Below are 19,737 nucleotides of genomic sequence, written 5' to 3'. Positions count from 1 at the left end.
GTTGGCTCTGTTGATCAGCGCTGGGCAATCAGCGCATCGAGCTCAAACTTAAGCTTCCCCAGGATTTGATCGTAGGGAAAAGCGCCCAGTTCGATGCCGCCGCGCTTCAGATTTACGAAGTTCGGCCCGCACCACAGCCCCAGATCGGCGTCGTCGGTTTCGCCAGGACCATTCACGCGACAACCCATCACGGCGATCGTGATCGCGTGCGATTCGGCGTAGCGCGACATTTCTTTCACTTGCTGCGCGAGATCGATGAACGCTTCGTTCTCAACGCGCGAGCAACTGGGGCAGGCAATGATATTCAGCGTCTTCAAGCCGTAGTCGACGACGCTGCGAACACGCCCCGCGGCGACATCGGCCAGAATCTTTCGCCCGGCTTCGATCTCTTCCTTTTTGCGATTGTTCGGCACAGTGAGCGACACCCGAATCGTGTCGCCAATACCGCGGCCGATCAGCTGCTCGAAGGCGATCCGTGTTTTGATCACGCCATCCGGTGGCAGGCCAGCTTCGGTCACACCGAGATGCAGCGGCACGTCAGGCCGTTTTTCGGCAAAGCGTTTGTTGACCTCGACCACCTTGCGCGGGTCGCTGTCCTTGAGCGAAACGCAATACCGCGTGAAGCCCACGCCATCGAGCAGGTCGCAGTGTTCCCAAGCACTTTCGAGCATCGGCGTGATCGAATCGGCCGGGTCGTACTTTTCTTTCTTCGCTGGATCGACGCTGCCGCAATTCACGCCCACGCGCATCGCGCAGTCGTTATCAACGGCGACCTGCGCGAGATAACGCACCTTGTCCTGCCACGGCCTGGTTGGTTCGTGGTGATAAAGATGACCCGGGTTGTAGCGAACCTTGTCGACGTGCGGCGCCACGAGTTCGGCCAGGCGATAGTTCTCCTGCAGATCGACGCTGAGGTTTGCCGTCGTCTGGCGGCGGATCTCGGCGAGAGCTTCGGCGTCCTTCTTGCTATCGACGGCGATCCGTACTACGTCGGCCCCGGCCTGCTGCAGGTCGTTCACGAGTTCGACAGTCGCATCAATGTCCTGCGTGTGCGTCGCGGTCATGCTCTGCACGGCAATCGGCTGATCGCTGCCGAGCGTAATCGAACCGATCTTCACCCGGCGTGTCGGGTTGCGCTTAATTTCCACCACCATCTCCCGTCCGAACTAGGGGCAATTCCTCGCTGAGCCTGCATTCTTCCTTACCGCAGGAAAATTGACAATGTCACAGGCCGGCCTGACAGCACAATCCGCAAAATCCGCACGCCGGCAACGGCGGGAGTGACGTATTTTTGCTGGATTGCGTCATTCCTCGAGGGCCGCGGCCATGTTTTTTTTTCTGACTCTGATCGCTTCGCTGGCTGTGAACCAGCCGGCAACGGCTTGGGATCAAACGAACACCGGCTGCACGCCGCCTCGCTACGAAGTGATCGTCGTGCTGGCCACGGAATGTCCGCTGGCGAAGCTGTATGCCGGCCGGTTAAATGAACTGGCTCGACAATATCCGCAAGTGCAGTTTCGCGGCGTGAGTGCCAATGCTGAAGATACGCCAGCCGAAGTGGCCACGTTTGGCAAGAACTTGAACTTTCCGTTCGGCAGCGATTCCGAGTTGCTCTGCAAACTCGGCGCGACGCGTTCGCCAGAAGTTTTCTTCTTGATCAATGACATCGTCGCCTATCAGGGGCGGATCGACGATCAGTACTCGCCCGGCACGAATCGTTCGCAGCCCAACCGTCACGATCTGGCCGAAGCGCTGCGCGAGACTCTTGCCTTCGAACCCATCAGCCTGCCGAAAACCACCGCCGTGGGTTGCCGCATTACGCTGCCGAAACCGCCCGCCGGTGAACTGACTTTCGCCGATGTCGCGACAATCGTGCATCGGCATTGCTCCGGTTGTCATCGTCCCGGCGAAGTGGGACCGATGTCGCTGCTGACCTATCAAGATGTGAGCGGTTGGCGAGAGATGATTCGCGAAGTGGTGAACGACGGCCGCATGCCGCCCTGGCATGCGGATCCGGCGCATGGCAAATTTCGCAATGCTCGCGGCTTGAGTGCGGCGGAGAAAAAGACACTTTTTGCCTGGCTCGATGCTGGCGCTCCGCGCGGTTCGGTGGAACCGGCTGAACCAAGATTTAAAAGCGGTTGGTCGATTCGTCCCGATTTGGTCTTGCGCATGGAGAAACCATTCGACGTGCCAGCCGAAGGAATACTCGAGTATCAAGACTTTGTGCTAACGCATGACTTTGCGCACGACACCTGGGTCCAAGCAGTAGAAATTCGGCCGGGCAATTCCGCGGTTGTGCATCATCTCACCGCGCTGCTGAGACCGAAGAACGGCGATCCAGAGCGAATGTATTTCGACGCGATGCAGGACGAATACTTTGCGATCATGGGCCCCGGCAACGCAGTCACGACCTGGCCGCCCGGCGTGGCAAAGCTGATTCCAGCTGGCTGGCAGCTGGTGCTGGAGGTGCACTATCAAACCATCGGCACGCCGCAAACCGATCAGAGCACGATCGGTCTGCAACTGGTCGACGCGCGGCAAGTGGTGCAGCGAGCCGCAACGCGACCAATGATCAAGGAAGACATCATCCTGCCGCCGCACCAAGTCACCACCGTGCTCAATGAATGGCGACTGGAAGAGGACCTGACGCTCCTTTCGCTCGTGCCGCACATGCACGTACGCGGCCGCAGCATGCGGATCACAGCCAACAGCGAGACGCTACTGAACATCCCGCACTACGACTTCAACTGGCAGCATCGCTACATTTTTGCCGAGCCGAAATCGTTCCCCCGCGGCACGCTCATTCGAGCAACGGCCGTCTATGACAACACGAAAGACAACCCGAACAATCCCGATCCGTCGGCGACGGTTCGTCATGGGCCGCAAACGACCGATGAAATGTTCCAGCTCAACTGGGATGTCACCCGCACGCACGAAAACCGCCATGCGGGGCAATACTCGCAGATCGCGCTGCTGGTGATGGTCGTGTTTGGGGCAATCTTCGTCGTCTCGCGTTTTCGCAGCGGCGGCAAATCATCACTGCTTACATAACGCGGCATAAGACGCCACCGCCTGCTGCAGCACGGTGAAATCGACCGGCTTGGTCATGTGAAAATCAAAGCCGGCTTCCTTGGCTTTGAGTTGATCTTCGTCGCGGCCGTAACCGGTGAGCGCGATCAGCAGCAGACCATCGAGATTGCTGTTTTCTCGCAACGAGCGAGCGACACCATAGCCATCCATGCCGCCCGGCAGGCCGATGTCGCAGAGAACAACTTCCGGCAACCAGTCGGTGGCCGCGGTCACGCCTGCCGGCCCCGTGTGAGCGATCCGCACATCGTGGCCCAGATGCTTGAGGAGCATCCGCATGCTCTCGGCGCCGTCGATGTTGTCTTCGATGACCAGAATGCGGCAGGACTTGCCTGTCGGCGCGGCGACTTTCGGTTTGGACGTCGGCGGCTCGGCCGTTTTATCGAGAAACAATTGCACGCGAAACTCCGTTCCATGACCAAGGCCTTCGCTGCTGACGCACACCGTGCCGCCATGCAACTCGACCAAACCTTTGACAAGTGCGAGACCGAGGCCCAAGCCGCCGCGACTCCGATCGAGCGAGCGATCGGCTTGCGAAAATGCGTCGAAGATCGAGCGGAGAGTTTCGCGATCCATGCCGATGCCCGAATCGCGAATCGTCAAGATCGCCGAGCGGTTGTCACGATCGGCCCGCAGGCTGATGAGAATATGACCGGGCTCGTCGGTGAATTTGTGCGCGTTGTTGATCAGGTTCCCCAGGATCTGACTGAGCCGCGTCGGATCACCCGAGGTCCATAGCGATTGCGCGGGGAGTTCCACGACCAGTTCCAAGCCATTCTGCTCGATCACCGGCCGAAAATCTTCGACTGTCGACAGTACAATCGCGGTCAGGTCGCAACGCTCCTGGCGGAGACGGATTTTGCCGTTCGCAATGCGCGAGACGTCGAGCAGATCATCAATCAGCCGCGTCATGTGGGCGACCTGCCGGTCAATCATGTCTCGCGCTTGCGCACCCTGGGCCGCCGCCGCTGGCAACTCATGCTCGCGGCGCAGAATTTCCACCGCATTGCGAATCGGCGCCAAGGGATTGCGCAACTCATGGCCGAGCATCGCCAGGAACTGATCCTTGCGACGATCGTGCTCGCGAACGTTTTCATACAACCGAGCGTTATCGATGGCGATGCTGGCCCGGCCCGCAAAATCTTCGGCCAGTCTCAACTGACCTTCGTTCACGCCGCTGCCGGCACCTTGCCGCCCCAGCACCAGGGCGCCGATGGTGTGACCGCGGGCAATGAGTGGCAGAATTGCCGAGATGCGCAATTCAGGTTCCAGCGGATCATCTTCGGGACGCCCCGGCAGACAGGAGTTCATTCCCGAAGTGGCGACCGAACCCAAACCGAAATGGACTGTCCGTTGATCGACTACTTCGGTCACGGCAGTGCGGAGTCGCTCGGGGAAGTGCTCCCACAGATTATCGCGGCACGACGTAGTTCGCCCCAGGCGACTTTGCCAGGCCGCGTCGCACTTGCCGATTTCACCTTGTTCATCCAATAGAGCGATCGCGCAAAAGTTTGCGAGAAACGGCACGGCAGCGCGATTGATTTCGGCGATGATGGCATCAATGTTCAGATGCCGCGTCATCGCCGCGGTGGCTTCGGAGAGAAAAATCAGCTGCCGGTTGGTCTCTTCTGCGGCGGCACGAGCTGCCTGCTCGCGTGCGAGATTCACTCGTTCTTCGGCGTGCCGTTCGACTTCCTGCGTCTTGCGGAAAAGCTCGACGAAAACCCGGACTTTTGTGCGCAAGATATCGGGCACGATCGGCGACAGAATGTAATCGACCGCGCCAAGCGAATAACCCTGCGCGGTGTGCATGTCGTCGCCAAACGCCGTGACGAAAATGATCGGCGTGTGCGTGCAGCGGCGATGCTGACGAATCATCGCTGCCGTTTCAAAACCGTCGATTTCGGGCATGTTGACGTCGAGCAGAATGACCGCGTAATCGCGCTCCAGGAGTCGCCTTAGGGCGTCGCGACCCGAGCGAGCGATCACGATATTCTCACCCAGACTGGAGAGGGCCGCTTCGAGCGCGAGGAGCTTGTCGGGCTGATCATCGACGATCAGCACGTTGACCTTGTCGCCGGCGGCTCTCTCTGGAGCGACGTCGGCAGGACGCGCAGCAGGTTTGAGCGGGCCAGGCTTCAGTGGGCCTGGGTCCGCCGGCGAAGGAGCCATCATCCAAGTTCTCCTCAGGTCGTTTAGTAACTCGTGGCCGTTTGCATTTCAATAGCCGGGCTCACCGGTTCCCGCCGGCGCAACCAGGCTCGCAGCACAGCCAACATCTGATCCGAATCAACTGGCTTGGCGAGATAATCCCAAGCCCCCGCATCGATGCACTTTTCGCGATCCCCCTTCATCGCTTTCGCCGTTACGGCAATGATGGGCAGATTTTTGAAATGTGCGATCTGGCGAATCGCCCGCATCGTCTCGTAACCATCCATCTCCGGCATCATGATGTCCATCAGCACGACATCGATATCGGGATGGTTCTGCAAGACTTGAATGGCGTCGCTGCCAGTCTCTGCAGAGTAGATTAACATATTCCGCCATTCGAGCACGCTCGACAGCGCGAAGATATTGCGAATGTCATCATCGACGATCAGCACTTTTCGTCCTTCCAGCACTCCGTCTGAATCGTGAAGGTTGCGCAAGATCTCCCGCTTATCGGGCGCGAGCTTCGCGAGCGGATAATGCACGGCAGCGGCCACCTGATCGAGCAACAGATCGGTTGAATAAGCAGAACGAACCACCCGACAACGAGCCAGCGATTTGAGTGCCACCTGATTCTCTGCCGATGGCACCACATCGGTGCGATAGATGACCGGCAACCGCGCCCAGCGCGGATCGCGAGCGAGCTGCGCGGCGACTTCGCTGAGCGGCAAATCAGCCACACTGCCGCTCAAGATCAAGCAGTCGCACTTGCCAACGGTAAGCAATTCAAGGGCCTGGCGGTTGCTCGTCACTTGCTGCACACGCAGGTCTTCTTGTTCGAGCAGCAGCCTTGTCGTGTCATTCGAATCCGAAATGGCTTCGACGAGAATGACATTCTTTTGCGTCTGTCGAACAAAGTCGCCAGCCGAATCCATGAAGTGATCCAGATCGGCCTGCGTACGAATCGGCTTCGTGAGGAAATCGACGGCGCCGGAGCTGAGGGCTCGTTCGCGCATCTCTTCGGTCGAGACGATCCAAACGGGCGTGTGACGGATATTGCTGTCATTCTTCAGACGCTCCAGCACGCGCCAGCCGTCAATATCGGGAAGACAGATATCGAGCGTCATCGCGCTCGGCCGGTATTCACGGGCCATCGTCAGCGCTGCAGCTCCGAGCGAAGTGACTAGGCCTTTGAAGCCGCGGTCATGCGCCGATTGCAGCAGCAACCGCGCAAAGTTCAAATCGTTCTCGACGATCAAAATCACGGCGTCGTCGGGTTGAATGTTGGCTCGATCGTCACCCACTTCGTTGACGAGTTGACCGACCTCCGGCTCGAGGACTTCTTCCTGAATTTCGCGGTGCGGCGGAACCAGATTGGCCGGGGTTGTCGACGACGGAAATTCCGTGCGATCGACGTTGGCCTTGCGCGAAATCTTCGGCGACACATACGTTTGCGGCAGAAGTAACGTAAACGTACTTCCCTTGCCTGGCACACTAGTAAGACGAATTTCACCGCCGAGGAGCCGCGAAAGTTCGCGGCTGATGGCGAGACCGAGGCCAGTGCCACCGTACTTGCGGCTCGTCGAACCATCGGCCTGTTGGAAGGCTTCGAAAATGATCTGCTGCTTGTCGGGCGAGATGCCGATACCCGTGTCAGTGACGACGAAGGCCAACACACCCGCTGCGTTGTTCAGCACGTCGTTGTCGATGTTCCAACCCGAAGCGATCGGTTTGACGGTCAACTTCACGCGGCCTTGATGCGTGAACTTGAACGCATTCGACAGCAGGTTCTTGATAACCTGCTGCAACCGCTTCGCGTCGGTGAGCATCGTCTTCGGCAGTTGCTGATCGAGCTCGATGCTGAACTCGACTTCCTTGGCTTCGGCGACGTGACGGAAGGTCCGCTCGACATAGCTATTGAGGTCGCTCAGTCGCAGCTCACCAACGTCGACCATGACCGTGCCCGATTCGATCTTCGAAAGATCGAGAATGTCGTTGATGAGCATCAGCAGATCATTTCCGGACGAGTGAATCGTCTTGGCAAACTCCATCTGCCGCGGCGTGAGATTGCGGTCGCTGTTCTTGCTCAGCTGATCCGACAAAATCAGCAAGCTGTTGAGCGGCGTCCGCAGTTCGTGCGACATATTCGCAAGGAACTCGGATTTGTACTTCGAAGTGAGGGCCAGTTGCTTGGCCTTTTCTTCGAGAGCCTGGCGAGCTTGTTCCACTTCGCGGTTTTTGCGTTCGACTTCCTGATTCTGGTGCGCCAAGAGACCGGCCTTTTCTTCCAGTTCCTGGTTTGTGTTTTGTAGTTCTTCTTGCCGGCTTTGAAGTTCTTGCGCGAGCGATTGCGATTGCTTGAGCAACCCTTCCGTACGCATATTCGCTTCAATCGTGTTGAGCACGATGCCGATCGACTCGGTCAGCTGATCGAGGAACGCCTGGTGCGTCGGATTGAATTTCTCGAACGAAGCAAGTTCGAGAACGCCCTTAAGCTCCCCTTCGAAAATAACCGGCAGCACGATGATGCTTTGCGGCGGAGCTGAACCGAGGGCGGACGAAACGTGGAAGTAGTTCGGCGGGCAATTGGTAATGTGGATCTTCTGTTTTTCGAGGGCGCACTGACCGCAGAGGCCTTCGCCAATGCCGATTCGTTTGCCGAGGGCGTCCTGGCCACGGTCGGCGTAGTTAGCAAGCAGGGTCAGCTTGGCAGTCTCGTCGATCGTTTCATGCACATAGAACACGGCCTGCTGAGCCCCCACCACCGGCACTAGTTCGGAGAGAATCATGCGGCCGACCGTCGTCAAGTCGCGTTGCCCTTGGAGCATGCGGCTGAACTTGGCGAGGTTCGTCTTCAGCCAGTCCTGTTCGCTGTTCTTGAGCGTGGTGTCCTTCAAGTTACGAATCATCTCGTTGATGTTGTCCTTGAGAGCGGCCACTTCTCCTTGAGCCACCACGGTGATCGAACGGGTCAAGTCGCCCTTGGTCACCGCGGTCGCCACTTCGGCGATAGCTCGCACCTGCGTCGTCAAGTTCGCGGCGAGCTGATTCACGTTTTCCGTGAGGCCTTTCCACGTACCCGCCGCACCCGGCACCTTGGCCTGGCCGCCTAGCTTGCCGTCGACGCCCACTTCGCGGGCCACCGTCGTGACTTGTTCGGCAAACGTCGCGAGCGTTTCGATCATCGAGTTAATCGTATCGGCGAGAGCGGCGATTTCCCCCTTCGCCTCCACAGTGAGCTTTTGTTTCAAGTCGCCGTTGGCCACGGCGGTCACCACCTTCGCGATGCCGCGGACCTGGCTGGTCAAGTTACCAGCCATCGAGTTCACGTTGTCGGTGAGATCCTTCCAGGTTCCGGAAACACCCTTCACCTGGGCCTGACCGCCGAGTTTGCCTTCGGTACCCACTTCGCGAGCGACGCGGGTCACTTCGGCGGCGAACGAGCTGAGCTGATCGACCATCGTATTGATCGTATTACTCAGCTCGAGGAACTCACCCTTCACATCGACCGTGATCTTCTTCGATAAGTCGCCCGTCGCGACCGCCGTCGTCACCGCGGCGATGTTGCGCACCTGGCCGGTGAGATTGCTCGCCATGAAATTCACGGAGTCCGTGAGATCCTTCCAGGTTCCGGACACGCCTTCCACCTGCGCCTGACCACCCAGCTGACCTTCGGTACCCACTTCGCGGGCCACGCGGGTCACTTCCGAGGCAAACGAGCGGAGCTGATCCACCATCGTATTAATGGTGTTCTTCAGCTCGAGAATTTCGCCCTTCACATCGACGGTGATCTTCTTCGACAAGTCGCCGTTCGCCACGGCAGTCGTCACCGCGGCGATGTTACGCACCTGGCCGGTCAAGTTGCCGGCCATGGAATTCACCGAGTCGGTGAGATCCTTCCAGGTACCCGACACACCTTCCACTTGGGCCTGACCGCCGAGCTTTCCTTCGGTACCCACTTCGCGGGCCACGCGGGTCACTTCCGAAGCGAACGACCGGAGCTGATCCACCATCGTATTGATCGTGCTCTTCAGCTCCGCGAATTCGCCTTTCACGTCGACTGTGATTTTCTTCGACAAGTCGCCATTCGCCACGGCGGTCGTCACTTCGGCGATGTTACGCACCTGGGCCGTCAAGTTACCGGCCATGCCGTTCACGGAGTCAGTGAGATCCTTCCAAGTACCGGCGACACCGCGCACCTGAGCCTGGCCGCCGAGCTTTCCTTCCGAACCCACTTCGCGGGCTACACGAGTCACTTCCGAAGCAAACGAGCTGAGCTGATCCACCATCGTATTGATCGTGTTCTTCAGTTCTAGAATTTCTCCCTTCACATCGACCGTGATCTTCTTCGACAAGTCGCCGTTGGCCACGGCAGTCGTCACCGCGGCGATGTTACGCACCTGACCAGTCAAGTTACCTGCCATCGAATTCACCGAGTCGGTGAGATCCTTCCAAGTTCCGGAAACACCTTCCACCTTAGCTTGGCCGCCGAGCTTTCCTTCCGTACCCACTTCGCGGGCCACGCGGGTTACTTCCGCCGCAAACGAGCTGAGCTGATCCACCATCGTATTAATGGTGTTCTTCAGCTCGAGAATTTCACCTTTCACATCGACTGTAATCTTTTTCGACAAGTCGCCGTTGGCCACGGCAGTCGTCACGGCGGCGATGTTACGCACCTGGCCGGTCAAGTTACCCGCCATCGAGTTCACCGAGTCGGTGAGATCCTTCCACGTTCCCGACACACCTTCCACTTTCGCCTGACCGCCGAGCTGACCTTCGGTGCCCACTTCGCGGGCCACGCGGGTCACTTCGGAAGCAAACGAGCTAAGCTGATCCACCATCGTATTAATGGTGTTCGAAAGCTCGCCGAACTCGCCTTTCACGTCGACGGTGATCTTCTTCGACAAGTCGCCCTTCGCCACCGCCGTCGTCACGTTCGCGATGTTTCGCACTTGGCCCGTGAGATTACTCGCCATGGAATTCACCGAGTCGGTGAGATCCTTCCATGTGCCCGACACGCCTTCCACCTTTGCCTGTCCGCCGAGCTGACCTTCGGTACCCACTTCGCGAGCCACGCGCGTCACTTCCGAGGCAAACGACCGCAGCTGATCCACCATCGTATTGATGGTGTTCTTCAGTTCGAGGAATTCGCCCTTCACGTCGACCGTAATCTTCTTCGACAAGTCGCCGTTGGCCACAGCCGTGGTCACTTCGGCGATGTTCCGCACCTGCCCGGTCAAGTTGCGGGCCATCGAGTTGACGGAGTCGGTGAGGTCCTTCCACGTACCGGCCACATTCTTCACCTGGGCCTGGCCGCCGAGTTCGCCTTCCGTACCCACTTCGCGTGCCACGCGGGTCACTTCCGAGGCAAATGAGCTGAGCTGATCCACCATCTTATTAATGGTCTTCGCCGTGCCGAGGAATTCACCCTGCAGCGGCCTATCGTCGAGCTCGAGCGTCATCAGCTGCGACAAGTCACCCTGGGCCACGGCGCCGATAACGCGGGCTGTTTCGCGCGTCGGCCGCACGAGGTCGTTGATCAGCTCGTTCACCGAGTCGATTGAATCGGCCCAGCTGCCGCGCACATCGCCGAGCGAGGCCCGCTGCGTCAGCTTTCCTTCCTTACCAACGACGCGGCCCATCCGTTCGAGCTCGCGAGCCATCCGCTCGTTGAGCTCGATCACTTCGTTGAACGCATCGGCGACTTTCCCCGCCGCGCCGGTCCAGTTATGCGGCAAGCGAACCGAAAAGTCGCCGCGTTTCAGAGCACTCATGGCGTTGAGCAGAACCGGCAGATCGATCGATTCGGTGTTTTCGAGAGCAGCAACCATGGGGCATTCCTTTGGATAGTTTGGTGCATCGGGCCGAGTGAGCGAAAAGTGGGATTCGCTCAGGACACTGGCAGCCGATTCCCATCGGGCTGCAAAAGAAATGGCCTTCTCAATACCAGCAGAGATTGAAAAGCCGCCGCGACAGACGGAATCACAAAAATCATACGGACTCTCCAGGCGCGCAGTTGCATCCAGTTGATTGGACGTAACTCGCAGTCCCTGCGAGGTCTTCGATTGCGAGGCTCATTCTAGGCACAGGGGCCTGAATCTTTCAACTCGGACTTGCAGGCCAATCTGTTTCAAATGGCAAGCGAGTTGCAGCGAGGCGGATGCAGGGCCATCGAAAACATACGCCAAAAAGTCGCCGCAGGACGACCGATTCCGTGGCGTCGCCCCCTCGAAGTGCTTGCGACAGACTGTCGGAGCCGTAGCTCTCTAACAACGGGCCTACTGATTGTCAGCCGACCAAGATGCCTTGCCGCGGCCTGTTCCTTCGTGGGGCAAGAAGCGATACCCCGTGTTCAGCTGCAAAGAATCGCGGATCGGCGACCAGGGGCGAATTCGCACGCCATCGATGGTCTGCTCAAACACGCCGCTGCCGGGGACGCTGAATTTGATATGCACAAGTCCATAGAAGCCGAGGCTGCCATCGAATTCCGGATGGGCGGCTTGAAACGGCAGTTGAATGTACGCGCCGCGCGATCGGTAATCGTTCCAGTTCACAGCTTGCGACCAGCGAGCGATCGGCTCGACCGAACGGCCTCGGCTGTTCGGTGCGTGATGAAAGGTGCGGGCCTGCAGTGTGTAAAGTTCGACTTCCAGCGTGCCAGCCGCCGCGGTGATTTCTTGCCAGGCATCGAGCGGTTGAAGATTGATCGCCAAGCCGTCGGTTTCGACATCGGCGTCCCAGTTGGCGAGCAACGCATCGCAGGCAATCGCAGCAACTTTGTTGGGCGGTGGTGGCAACGGTTGTTCGTTAGCTGGCACTTCAGGCGTGATTTTCGTTCGTTCCGCGAAGGGCGTGGCGCTGGTCGCAAGCGATTCATAACTCTTGGCGAGTTCCGTAACCGTCACAGCTTTGCCGTCGACTTCCGCAGTACGAATCTCGCTCCAAGGAATCGGCCGCAGGAGAACCGCCGTGCCGCGCTCAAAGCGCAGCATCAGTTGCTCTGGCGTCGAGCGCGCATCGATCAGCCCTTCCCACCGACGGCCGCTAGTGTGCTCGATCTTAATCGCCATCGGCGTTTGAGCAGGCAGCGCACGCAGGCTGCCAAGGCTGGCGAGGGCGAGAAATAAGACGATGCGCTGATTCATGCCCGAAGCAATCGCAACCTGCGGACCGGAAACCGGGCCAGGGATCGGGTTTCACTTCAAACCCACGTGGCAGCGGGGTTTGCGCTCGGTGGCGGACAATTTGTCGCGGAATTTTCCGCACGAGCCGTGTTTCCCGCTCGCCACATGTGGCAAAAAGGCAACATCGCCGGCTTATTTCCGGCAGCACAATCGGCCGCGAGCTAGATTTCGGCATCTGTGAAAAGAGCACCTCCGCTCGCTTCGTGCGCGGCTCTTCGTGACACATCCAGCCAGCTAAAAATTCCTGCCATGAATTTGATGCGTTTCCTGCCTGCCGTTCTGTTCATCACCGCCACCGTCATCGCCGGAGAACCTGCTCCTGCGCCGATCGCTCGCCCCGTGGCTCACCGCCGCACCGATGAGCGCGGCAATGGCGACCGGCAGCGCGAAGGTTCGCGCCTAAGTGATATTGCCGGACGGTTCGAAATCGCCGGCGATCGCGTGACGTTCTTTCCGGGTGGCGGTCGTGAATCGTACCGTCTGCTCGAAAACCTGGCCCTCGAGCGGGTCGCGCAGGTTCTCACCGAAAGCCGGGCTCGCCAAGAATGGACCATCAGCGGCACGCTGACGGAATTCCGCGGCGCAAACTACCTGCTGCTGACGAAGGCCGTGATCAAGTCGACGAACGATACAAAGTAAGCTCTCTGCTGACATTGAGCGGGCCGCCCGACTTTGGTAATAGTCGTCAAATGCTAGGGATACTCCGCTAGCACTCGCCGATAATCTCCTGAATCCGGGCCGCGATGGAACGCTGGCGCATCAATCTCCTGAGCATTGCCTGTTGCGTTATCGCCGCAATGAGCGGTTGTTCGCGCACGCCTGCGCCCGGTGATGCCCTATCGCAAGAAGCTCGCCGGCTGGTGTCGCTCCCTGGATTGCGTAGTTCGAGTCATCCGCAACTCGTAGCCGAACTCCAAAAGATCGAAGCCGCCCGGCAAACGCCGCAGCAAATCGACAACGCGACTGACGGCAATCACTACGCACCGTTCGTCACGGCCTATCCGTCGTTCTCGCGACCGGCAATTCAACGTGAAGTGAATTCCCTCTGGCCCGCCGTTTCTCTATCGCTCGAACCGGGCGCGCTGCAAAAGGCCCGCGAACTTCTCCAGCAGCAAGCAGCTGCGCGGCAACGCTTCGATCGCGCCATGCGTGAAACGAGTCCGCGACCGCAATTAGAAATGTCCGACGCGCTCGTCGCCGATGACGAGTGGCTCGATGCCATTCAGACCGGTTGCCGGATTGAAGCGTTTGCCACGGCTGACATGCTTGCCGAGCAACAGCCCGATGCTGCCCTTGCTCCGGTGGAAAAGATTCTGCACCTGAGCCGGCAACTTGCTCGCGAGCAAGATCTCAACGCGCGCCTGGCCGCGGTCGATCTGCGGGCCGATGGACTGCAAGCAATTCACGCCATCGCGAACCATCCGCTTGCGACACCCGAGACTTTGCAACGGCTGCAACAACTCATCAGGAACAACCTCACCGACTGGCCCAGCGACGAGCGCGTTTGGATTGCCGAGCGAGCGCATGGTCTACTTTCGTATGAACTCGCGCGCGCCGGCCAATTCAATGCTTTGCTGACCGGCGCGCAGCTGGCTGAGTTGCAAAAAAAGGGAATCGCGGCGACCACGGCCACGGCTGTTTTGAAAAACATCGAATCAGATGAGCTCTTTTACTTGAGGGCGATTGAACAGCAAATTGCTGCCGCTCGAGTACCTTACTTTCAACGGCAGAACCTGGTCGAACAGCTGCGACTCGAACTGCAATCGCGGTCCGAATCGGGAGAGTATCCACTCGTCGCCGGTTCGCTGCTGCTGACGAAGGTCGGCGAAGTTCATCGCCGCCTGGCCGAGGACCGCACGCGCTGCGAAGCCTGGCTGATCGTGCTCACCACCGTTTGCGAATTGCCCCTCGGCACGCCGCCAAGCTGCCCCCTCACCGGTCAACCGTATGAAGTCCGCGTCGATCGCGAGCGAGTTGTGATCGCGGGTCTCGAACTGCGGCCTGGCGAGACGGTTGAGGTTCGCCGGCCGGGGGTGGTGCAAGCTCGTCGTCGGGCGGCCGGTTTCGATCTCACCTCGCCGCCGCTCCGGTTACAATAGCGGCATGGTCATTCGCTATCAGGATTTTACGCCGCAGATGCTTACGCCCGGAGGCTTCCTCAAGGTCGCCACGTACGAAGCCCTGCAAGTCGCCGTCGATGCTGCCAACGACTGGGTCAAGGAAAACGGCATCCACGTCCTCAACATCGAGACGTTGTTGCTCCCCAACATCTGGAGCCGCTTCGAAGAAGGTTCGAGCGATACTTCGCTCGGCACGAGCGGCGATTCGCCCAGCCAATGGCATCAGGTGGTGCGCATTTGGTATGCGGATGGCTGACGCGTTCGAAACTCAGCCGCGAACTTCCTTCACGAGCTTTCGCACCGCAGCCACGATGCGATCTTCGACATCGCCTGCCCAACGAAACGCAGGACGACCATACTCAAAAAGATTGGCGCCTCCTTCGTAGCCCCCTTCCTCCCAGACGCGACGCGAAGGGATGTACGAAATCATGTCGTCGGCATAGCCGCAGACCCACGTTCCCGCGCCGAACTCTTTTTTAAATCGCAGCGCATAGTCGACAACCGTCTCGGCGCCTTGCCCGACGATCAACCATTCTTTGCCAAACTGCCAGGCGTGGAGCGGGTAAGGATAAGACGCCGTAAACTTCTCGCCGGCATCGAGCTTTTGCAGCATCCGCGCAGCCCAGCGGGCTCGCACAGCACTTGCATCCTGCAGAAGTGGATGCAGGTCGTCGCGCGTTACTGTTTTCAGATACGGCAATTCGAGCATCTCGAATGCAGTCTTCAATCCAGACGCGACCGGCGTGAGCGGCTTGCTGATTGCTTCTTCTACTCCGATCGCCAGTTCATGGCCGTACTTCTGGCAGAGTTCCACACTCCGCCGCGGCAATGGATTTTGATCGCCGCCGCAGGTGTTGACGAACATGGCTTGCGTGCTGGGATGCTTGGCTTCGATTTCGAGCTGAGCGAAGCCCGGGTAGTCGCCGCACCATTGCAAAAAGTTGAGTGTGGTTGGATGGCAGGCATAACCAAACAAGATTGCGGCAATCTCACCGTTCATGCGGGTCACGGTCATCACCGGCACGCTGTGATCGACTGGTCCCACAAGCGGCAACCCTTTAGCAAGCAGCGCGGCGACTTCGGCTTCCTTGTTATTGCGGCGATTGACCGCGAACGTTGCTTTTCCTTCGCCGATTTGCAGACTCGCCGGCGTTAGTTTCTTCAGCGCGTCGCCGACGAGTGCAACCGTCTTCTGCACCATTGCCGTCGTGTATTCCTCGACTAGTTCGACTTGTTCGGCTTCGATCGGATAGTAATCAATCAGGTCATCGCCCAATCGCGGACCGCAGTGGTTGTGAGAGAAGGTGAACATGACCTGCGTGCGTTCGAGGCTGAAGTCCTTCTTCAACTGCTCGAACACCCGATCGCTCATACTCTTCGGCACGCCTTGAAAATCGCTGGTGATGAGCACAACGCGCTTACCGCTTGTATCTTCGAGCGCGAGGGCCTTCATCCACAGATCGTGAATCTTTCCCGTCGGCGCGCGCTTCGTACCGTAGCCTGCGAGCCAGACACTTTTCTCAGGCGTAATGACGGCTTTGGCGACACCGGCTTTCCAAGCGGCTTCTTTCGTGGCGTTTTGCCCGCTTAGCTTTGAAGTGAGCGTTGCGCTCACGGCGCCCACAACAATCGACTGTTGAAGGAATGCACGACGCTGCAGGTCTGCAGGCATAATCGCCTCCCAAGATTTCTGAGGTGTCGGGCATTAGAATACCCTGCGAATTCAGGCCGGTCGATTCGGAAGAAGGAGATGGCAGTGGTTAGATTGCGCTATGTTTGGCTCGCTGTGATGGCAATCTGCGTGCAAGCCGCTCACCCGACAGCGTACGCCAAACCCAATGTCATCTTTATTGCGATCGACGATCAGAATGATTGGATCGGGCACTTGGGCGGTCATCCGCTCGCGAAGACACCGAATCTCGATAAGCTGGCTGAACGGGGCACGACGTTTCTGAATGCTCACTGTCAGGCGCCACTCTGCAATCCATCGCGTACCAGTTTGATGCTCAGCCTGCGGCCCACGACGACCGGCGTGTATGGCTTGGCTCCTTGGTTTCGCACGCTTGACGATTGGAAGGATCGTGTCGCCCTGCCGCAGCACTTCCACTCCCACGGATATCGCACGTTGTCTGCGGGGAAGATTTATCACGGCGGCGCGGGCGGTCCGCAGCAGCGCAAGCAGGAGTTCGATGTGTGGGGGCCTGCTGGTGGAATTGGGGCGAAGCCAGAAAGGAAACTGATTCCGCCTACGCCGATGGGAGACCATCCGCTTATGGACTGGGGAGTCTTTCCGCATCGCGATGAAGACAAAGGCGACTATCAAGTGGCCAGTTGGGCGATCGAGCAGATCAAAACCGCGCCGCGCGATCAGCCGTTCTTTCTCGCAGCGGGATTCTTCCTGCCGCACGTTCCCTGCTATGCAACTCAGCGGTGGTTCGACTTGTTTCCCAACGACGATCGCCTGCTGCCGATCATTAAAGCCGACGATCGCGACGACACGCCGCGTTTCTCTTGGTATCTCCATTGGAACTTGCCCGAGCCGCGGTTGAAGTGGGTGCAAGAGAACGATCAATGGAAGAACCTGTGCCGCAGCTATCTCGCATGCACCAGTTTTGTCGATGCGCAGATTGGGCGGATTCTGGAAGCGCTGGCGGAGAACGGCTTTGCTGAAAACACGATCGTCGTGGTGTGGGGCGATCACGGCTGGCACCTGGGATCGAAGGGAATCACCGGCAAGAACACGCTCTGGGACGATGGCACGCGCGTTCCGCTGATCTTTGCCGGGCCGGGCGTGACCGCCGGCGGCCGCGTTGCTTCGCCAGCCGAGTTGCTTGATATCTATCCGACGCTTAGCGATTTGTGCGGTTTGTCGGCGAGGACTGATTTAGAAGGAATCAGCCTCATTCCGCAATTGAGAGATGCGAAAGCGAAGCGTGAACGGCCTGCTGTTACGAGCCATAACCAGGGAAATCATGGCGTTCGCAGTGAACGCTGGCGATACATTCGTTACGCCGATGGCAGCGAGGAATTGTACGACCACGAGAGCGATCCGCACGAATGGACGAACTTAGCGAGCAAGAAAGAACTCGCCACGGTCGTTGAAGAGCATCGTCGCTGGCTGCCGAAAATCGACCGGCCACCGGCGCCGAACAGTGCGCAGCGCGTGCTGACGTACGACAAGGCGACCGACGAAGCGGTGTGGGAAGGAAAGAAGGTCCGTCGCGACGATCCGATCCCCGAATAGGCCGAAGAATCACGCAGCCTTCAACGAGCGAGCCTGGCCGGCTGCGGCGATCCACTCGGAAACTTCCTCTTCATCAGGCGGTTCGCTGCCGCGGAGGACACGTTGGCCGTCGCTGCTCTCGACAAAGGGCGTGATCAATTCCAACAAGTCCTCGACTTCGCTTTCGGCGAGTTCGGCGGGCTGATCGATGCCGCAGGCCACGAGAATCTGTGCATCGTGACCGCGCAGCCCCGGCACGCGGCAGACAAGCGTCGCCTCGGCCTGCCATTGGCGGATGACGTCGGCCACGATGTGCGCGACATCGAGTTTGGCGGCAAGCTTTTCGGGATGCGACGACAGGAGTTCGCCGACGGTGTTCACACCGGCAGCACGCATGCGATCGGCTGTTTTGCTGCCGATCGAAGGAGCGTCTTGAATCGGCTTGCTGCGATCGAGGTAGAACTTGAGTTTGGTCTCGGCAGGCTTCTTTTCAGTCTTCTTGGGCGCCGGTTTTTCTTCGGCGGGTGGATCGACGCGAAGTTTTTCAGCGGCCTTGGCCGGTGGTTTTTCGGGCGGCTTTTCCGCTGGTTTCTCGATAGCCTTGGGAGCTGCGTGCTTCTCCTTCACGGGTTCTTTCGCCGGCTCTTTTACTGGCTCTTTCACCACGGCAACGGGTTCTGGCTTTTTCGGCGTAGCCGGGGGCGGCGGCGCGACTGCTTTTATCGGCTCTTCGATTTCCGTCGGTGCGTCGTAGCGCAGTAACTTCTCTTTGGGTGATTCCTTGACGACTTGCTTCGCAACTTCCTTGACCGGCTCTTTGACGGATTCTTTAGGAGGCGTTTTCGCAGCTGGAGTGAAAGGGAGTTTCGTTGCCGACGCGAACTTCGGCTCGGCCGGAGCCGGTTCTGGCTGCGGCACGTTGGTCGAGCGCTTGCGATTGTCGATCACGGGGACCGTGACGCTACGCGCACTGCGTTCGCGCACAGCAACACCCTGGCCATGGCGTTCGCCCGGTTTACGGATCGGCTGCGAATCGAGCACGCTCAGCGGCGTGTGGAGCACTTCGGCGGCGTGGGCCTTTCGGACCTCTGCATCGTCGGGCGACAAAGTTTCGATGACTTTGCCGGTCCGCTCAAACTCGTCGAAGATCTGCCGGAGCTTTTCGCGCTCGTGCACATCCTCGATGTTTTTTGCAATCGCCCGGAACGGCATCTTGGCCGCCGCCATCACCCCCTGCAGCGTGACATCGACCCACGGCGGATCGACGTTGGCTTCTTCGATAAGCTTCTCGATGATCCGCGCCAGGCCGATTACGGCATAGCCGAGGCACTTGGCAAAAACGTCTTTGAGCGTTTGGTCGAGACCGAGGAGCGGATCGCGTGTGCCGGCGGCGAGATCGTAGTGATCAATGATCGTTTCGTAATGCGGATTCGAAAGATCGGCGGCGCGGCGAACCATCTGTGCGAGCCAATCGCTGCCAGTAGGGCATTCCCAGCGGGGATAACCGCCCTGATCTTCGTCGAGAATATGCTGCAGTTCGCCGTACGACTTGCAGACAGACCATTCGACCGCGCGATGGATTGGTCCTTCGTCCTCTGATTGCCCCGTGTGCAGCGGCATCAGCGGGTCAGAAAAATAATGGCTCATCACGCCAATCGAATAGACAGCGTCTTCCCAGTCGTGTGTCTTCAGGGCCTGCAGCGATTTGGCGTACCACTTTTCAGCGGCAGCAACTGCGCCGCCCCAGTAGTTCTCGCGCACGTGCAGAACATGATTCTTGAAATCCTTGAACTGCGTATCGGGAGCCTTCGCACCGTCGAGATACGACGCGTTGTAGCGGAGGAACACGTCCATCCACGACTGCGCATCGGCCATCCGCAAATGCCGCAGCGCATCGAGAGCCAATTTGTGATGCGTGCTGCGGGCACCGGAGGCAAAGACGACGGTGAAGAGGAGCGACAAGAGTTCCTCC

11 protein-coding genes are annotated in these 19,737 nt (G+C 58.9%); 5 read left to right on the top strand and 6 right to left on the bottom strand.

Going from position 1 to position 19,737, the window contains the following annotated elements; genetic code table 11:
- Window positions 1–14: 14 nt before the first annotated feature.
- Entirely contained in the window at window positions 15–1,154 is a 1,140-nt protein-coding gene (gene ispG / locus M9Q49_RS07495) for a (E)-4-hydroxy-3-methylbut-2-enyl-diphosphate synthase (RefSeq protein ID WP_254508095.1), read from the bottom strand.
- A gap of 172 nt (window positions 1,155–1,326) precedes the next feature.
- Between ispG and M9Q49_RS07490 the strand changes: the two genes are divergently transcribed.
- Entirely contained in the window at window positions 1,327–3,054 is a 1,728-nt protein-coding gene (locus M9Q49_RS07490) for a hypothetical protein (RefSeq protein WP_254508094.1), read from the top strand.
- Here the strand turns inward: M9Q49_RS07490 and M9Q49_RS07485 are convergent.
- The 3 genes from M9Q49_RS07485 to M9Q49_RS07475 all read right to left on the bottom strand — a co-directional run bounded on the left by M9Q49_RS07485 (window position 3,040) and on the right by M9Q49_RS07475 (window position 12,383).
- The gene (locus M9Q49_RS07485) at window positions 3,040–5,265 is read right to left on the bottom strand and encodes a response regulator (protein WP_254508093.1); all 2,226 of its coding nucleotides are present in this window, start codon (window positions 5,263–5,265) and stop codon (window positions 3,040–3,042) included. The genes M9Q49_RS07490 and M9Q49_RS07485 overlap by 15 nt on opposite strands.
- Window positions 5,266–5,285: 20 nt before the next feature.
- Window positions 5,286–11,069 carry a HAMP domain-containing protein gene (locus M9Q49_RS07480; RefSeq protein WP_254508092.1) on the bottom strand — a complete coding sequence of 1,928 codons (5,784 nt, stop codon included), beginning with the start codon at window positions 11,067–11,069 and terminating at the stop codon, window positions 5,286–5,288.
- Between the two features lie 447 nt (window positions 11,070–11,516).
- On the bottom strand, window positions 11,517–12,383 hold the full coding sequence (locus M9Q49_RS07475) for a hypothetical protein (RefSeq protein WP_254508091.1): 867 nt from the start codon (window positions 12,381–12,383) through the stop codon (window positions 11,517–11,519).
- 288 nt (window positions 12,384–12,671) lie between these two features.
- Here M9Q49_RS07475 and M9Q49_RS07470 point away from each other — a divergent pair, with 288 nt between their 5' ends.
- From M9Q49_RS07470 to M9Q49_RS07460, 3 genes are all read left to right on the top strand, one after another.
- Entirely contained in the window at window positions 12,672–13,061 is a 390-nt protein-coding gene (locus M9Q49_RS07470; protein ID WP_254508090.1) for a hypothetical protein, read from the top strand.
- A gap of 104 nt (window positions 13,062–13,165) precedes the next feature.
- The gene (locus M9Q49_RS07465) at window positions 13,166–14,521 is read left to right on the top strand and encodes a hypothetical protein (protein ID WP_254508089.1); all 1,356 of its coding nucleotides are present in this window, start codon (window positions 13,166–13,168) and stop codon (window positions 14,519–14,521) included.
- A gap of 4 nt (window positions 14,522–14,525) precedes the next feature.
- Entirely contained in the window at window positions 14,526–14,798 is a 273-nt protein-coding gene (locus M9Q49_RS07460; RefSeq protein ID WP_254508088.1) for a hypothetical protein, read from the top strand.
- 12 nt (window positions 14,799–14,810) lie between these two features.
- Here M9Q49_RS07460 and M9Q49_RS07455 read toward each other — a convergent pair whose 3' ends face one another.
- A complete protein-coding gene (locus M9Q49_RS07455; RefSeq protein ID WP_254508087.1) occupies window positions 14,811–16,214 on the bottom strand; it encodes a neutral/alkaline non-lysosomal ceramidase N-terminal domain-containing protein in 1,404 nt (467 codons plus the stop codon).
- Window positions 16,215–16,298: 84 nt separating this feature from the next.
- Between M9Q49_RS07455 and M9Q49_RS07450 the strand changes: the two genes are divergently transcribed.
- Window positions 16,299–17,786 (top strand): sulfatase, encoded by a 1,488-nt coding sequence (locus M9Q49_RS07450; RefSeq protein ID WP_254508086.1) that lies wholly within the window; start codon window positions 16,299–16,301, stop codon window positions 17,784–17,786.
- 9 nt (window positions 17,787–17,795) lie between these two features.
- On the opposite strand, the gene M9Q49_RS07445 is transcribed toward M9Q49_RS07450, so the two are convergent.
- Window positions 17,796–19,727 carry a DUF4332 domain-containing protein gene (locus M9Q49_RS07445; protein ID WP_254508085.1) on the bottom strand — a complete coding sequence of 644 codons (1,932 nt, stop codon included), beginning with the start codon at window positions 19,725–19,727 and terminating at the stop codon, window positions 17,796–17,798.
- Window positions 19,728–19,737: the final 10 nt, after the last annotated feature.

The sequence above is a fragment of the Anatilimnocola floriformis genome, from assembly GCF_024256385.1.
Taxonomy (GTDB): Bacteria; Planctomycetota; Planctomycetia; order Pirellulales; family Pirellulaceae; genus Anatilimnocola; species Anatilimnocola floriformis.
The sequence above is the reverse complement of the archived record's forward strand: the minus strand, read 5'-3'. Positions and strand labels throughout refer to the sequence as shown.

What these genes read in the sequence shown, in the direction of transcription:
- ispG (WP_254508095.1), bottom strand. Translation starts at nt 1,154, where the DNA reads ATGGTGGTGGAAATTAAGCGCAACCCGACACGCCGGGTGAAGATCGGT.
- M9Q49_RS07490 (WP_254508094.1), top strand. Translation starts at nt 1,327, where the DNA reads ATGTTTTTTTTTCTGACTCTGATCGCTTCGCTGGCTGTGAACCAGCCG.
- M9Q49_RS07485 (WP_254508093.1), bottom strand. Translation starts at nt 5,265, where the DNA reads ATGATGGCTCCTTCGCCGGCGGACCCAGGCCCACTGAAGCCTGGCCCG.
- M9Q49_RS07480 (WP_254508092.1), bottom strand. Translation starts at nt 11,069, where the DNA reads ATGGTTGCTGCTCTCGAAAACACCGAATCGATCGATCTGCCGGTTCTG.
- M9Q49_RS07475 (WP_254508091.1), bottom strand. Translation starts at nt 12,383, where the DNA reads ATGAATCAGCGCATCGTCTTATTTCTCGCCCTCGCCAGCCTTGGCAGC.
- M9Q49_RS07470 (WP_254508090.1), top strand. Translation starts at nt 12,672, where the DNA reads ATGAATTTGATGCGTTTCCTGCCTGCCGTTCTGTTCATCACCGCCACC.
- M9Q49_RS07465 (WP_254508089.1), top strand. Translation starts at nt 13,166, where the DNA reads ATGGAACGCTGGCGCATCAATCTCCTGAGCATTGCCTGTTGCGTTATC.
- M9Q49_RS07460 (WP_254508088.1), top strand. Translation starts at nt 14,526, where the DNA reads ATGGTCATTCGCTATCAGGATTTTACGCCGCAGATGCTTACGCCCGGA.
- M9Q49_RS07455 (WP_254508087.1), bottom strand. Translation starts at nt 16,214, where the DNA reads ATGCCTGCAGACCTGCAGCGTCGTGCATTCCTTCAACAGTCGATTGTT.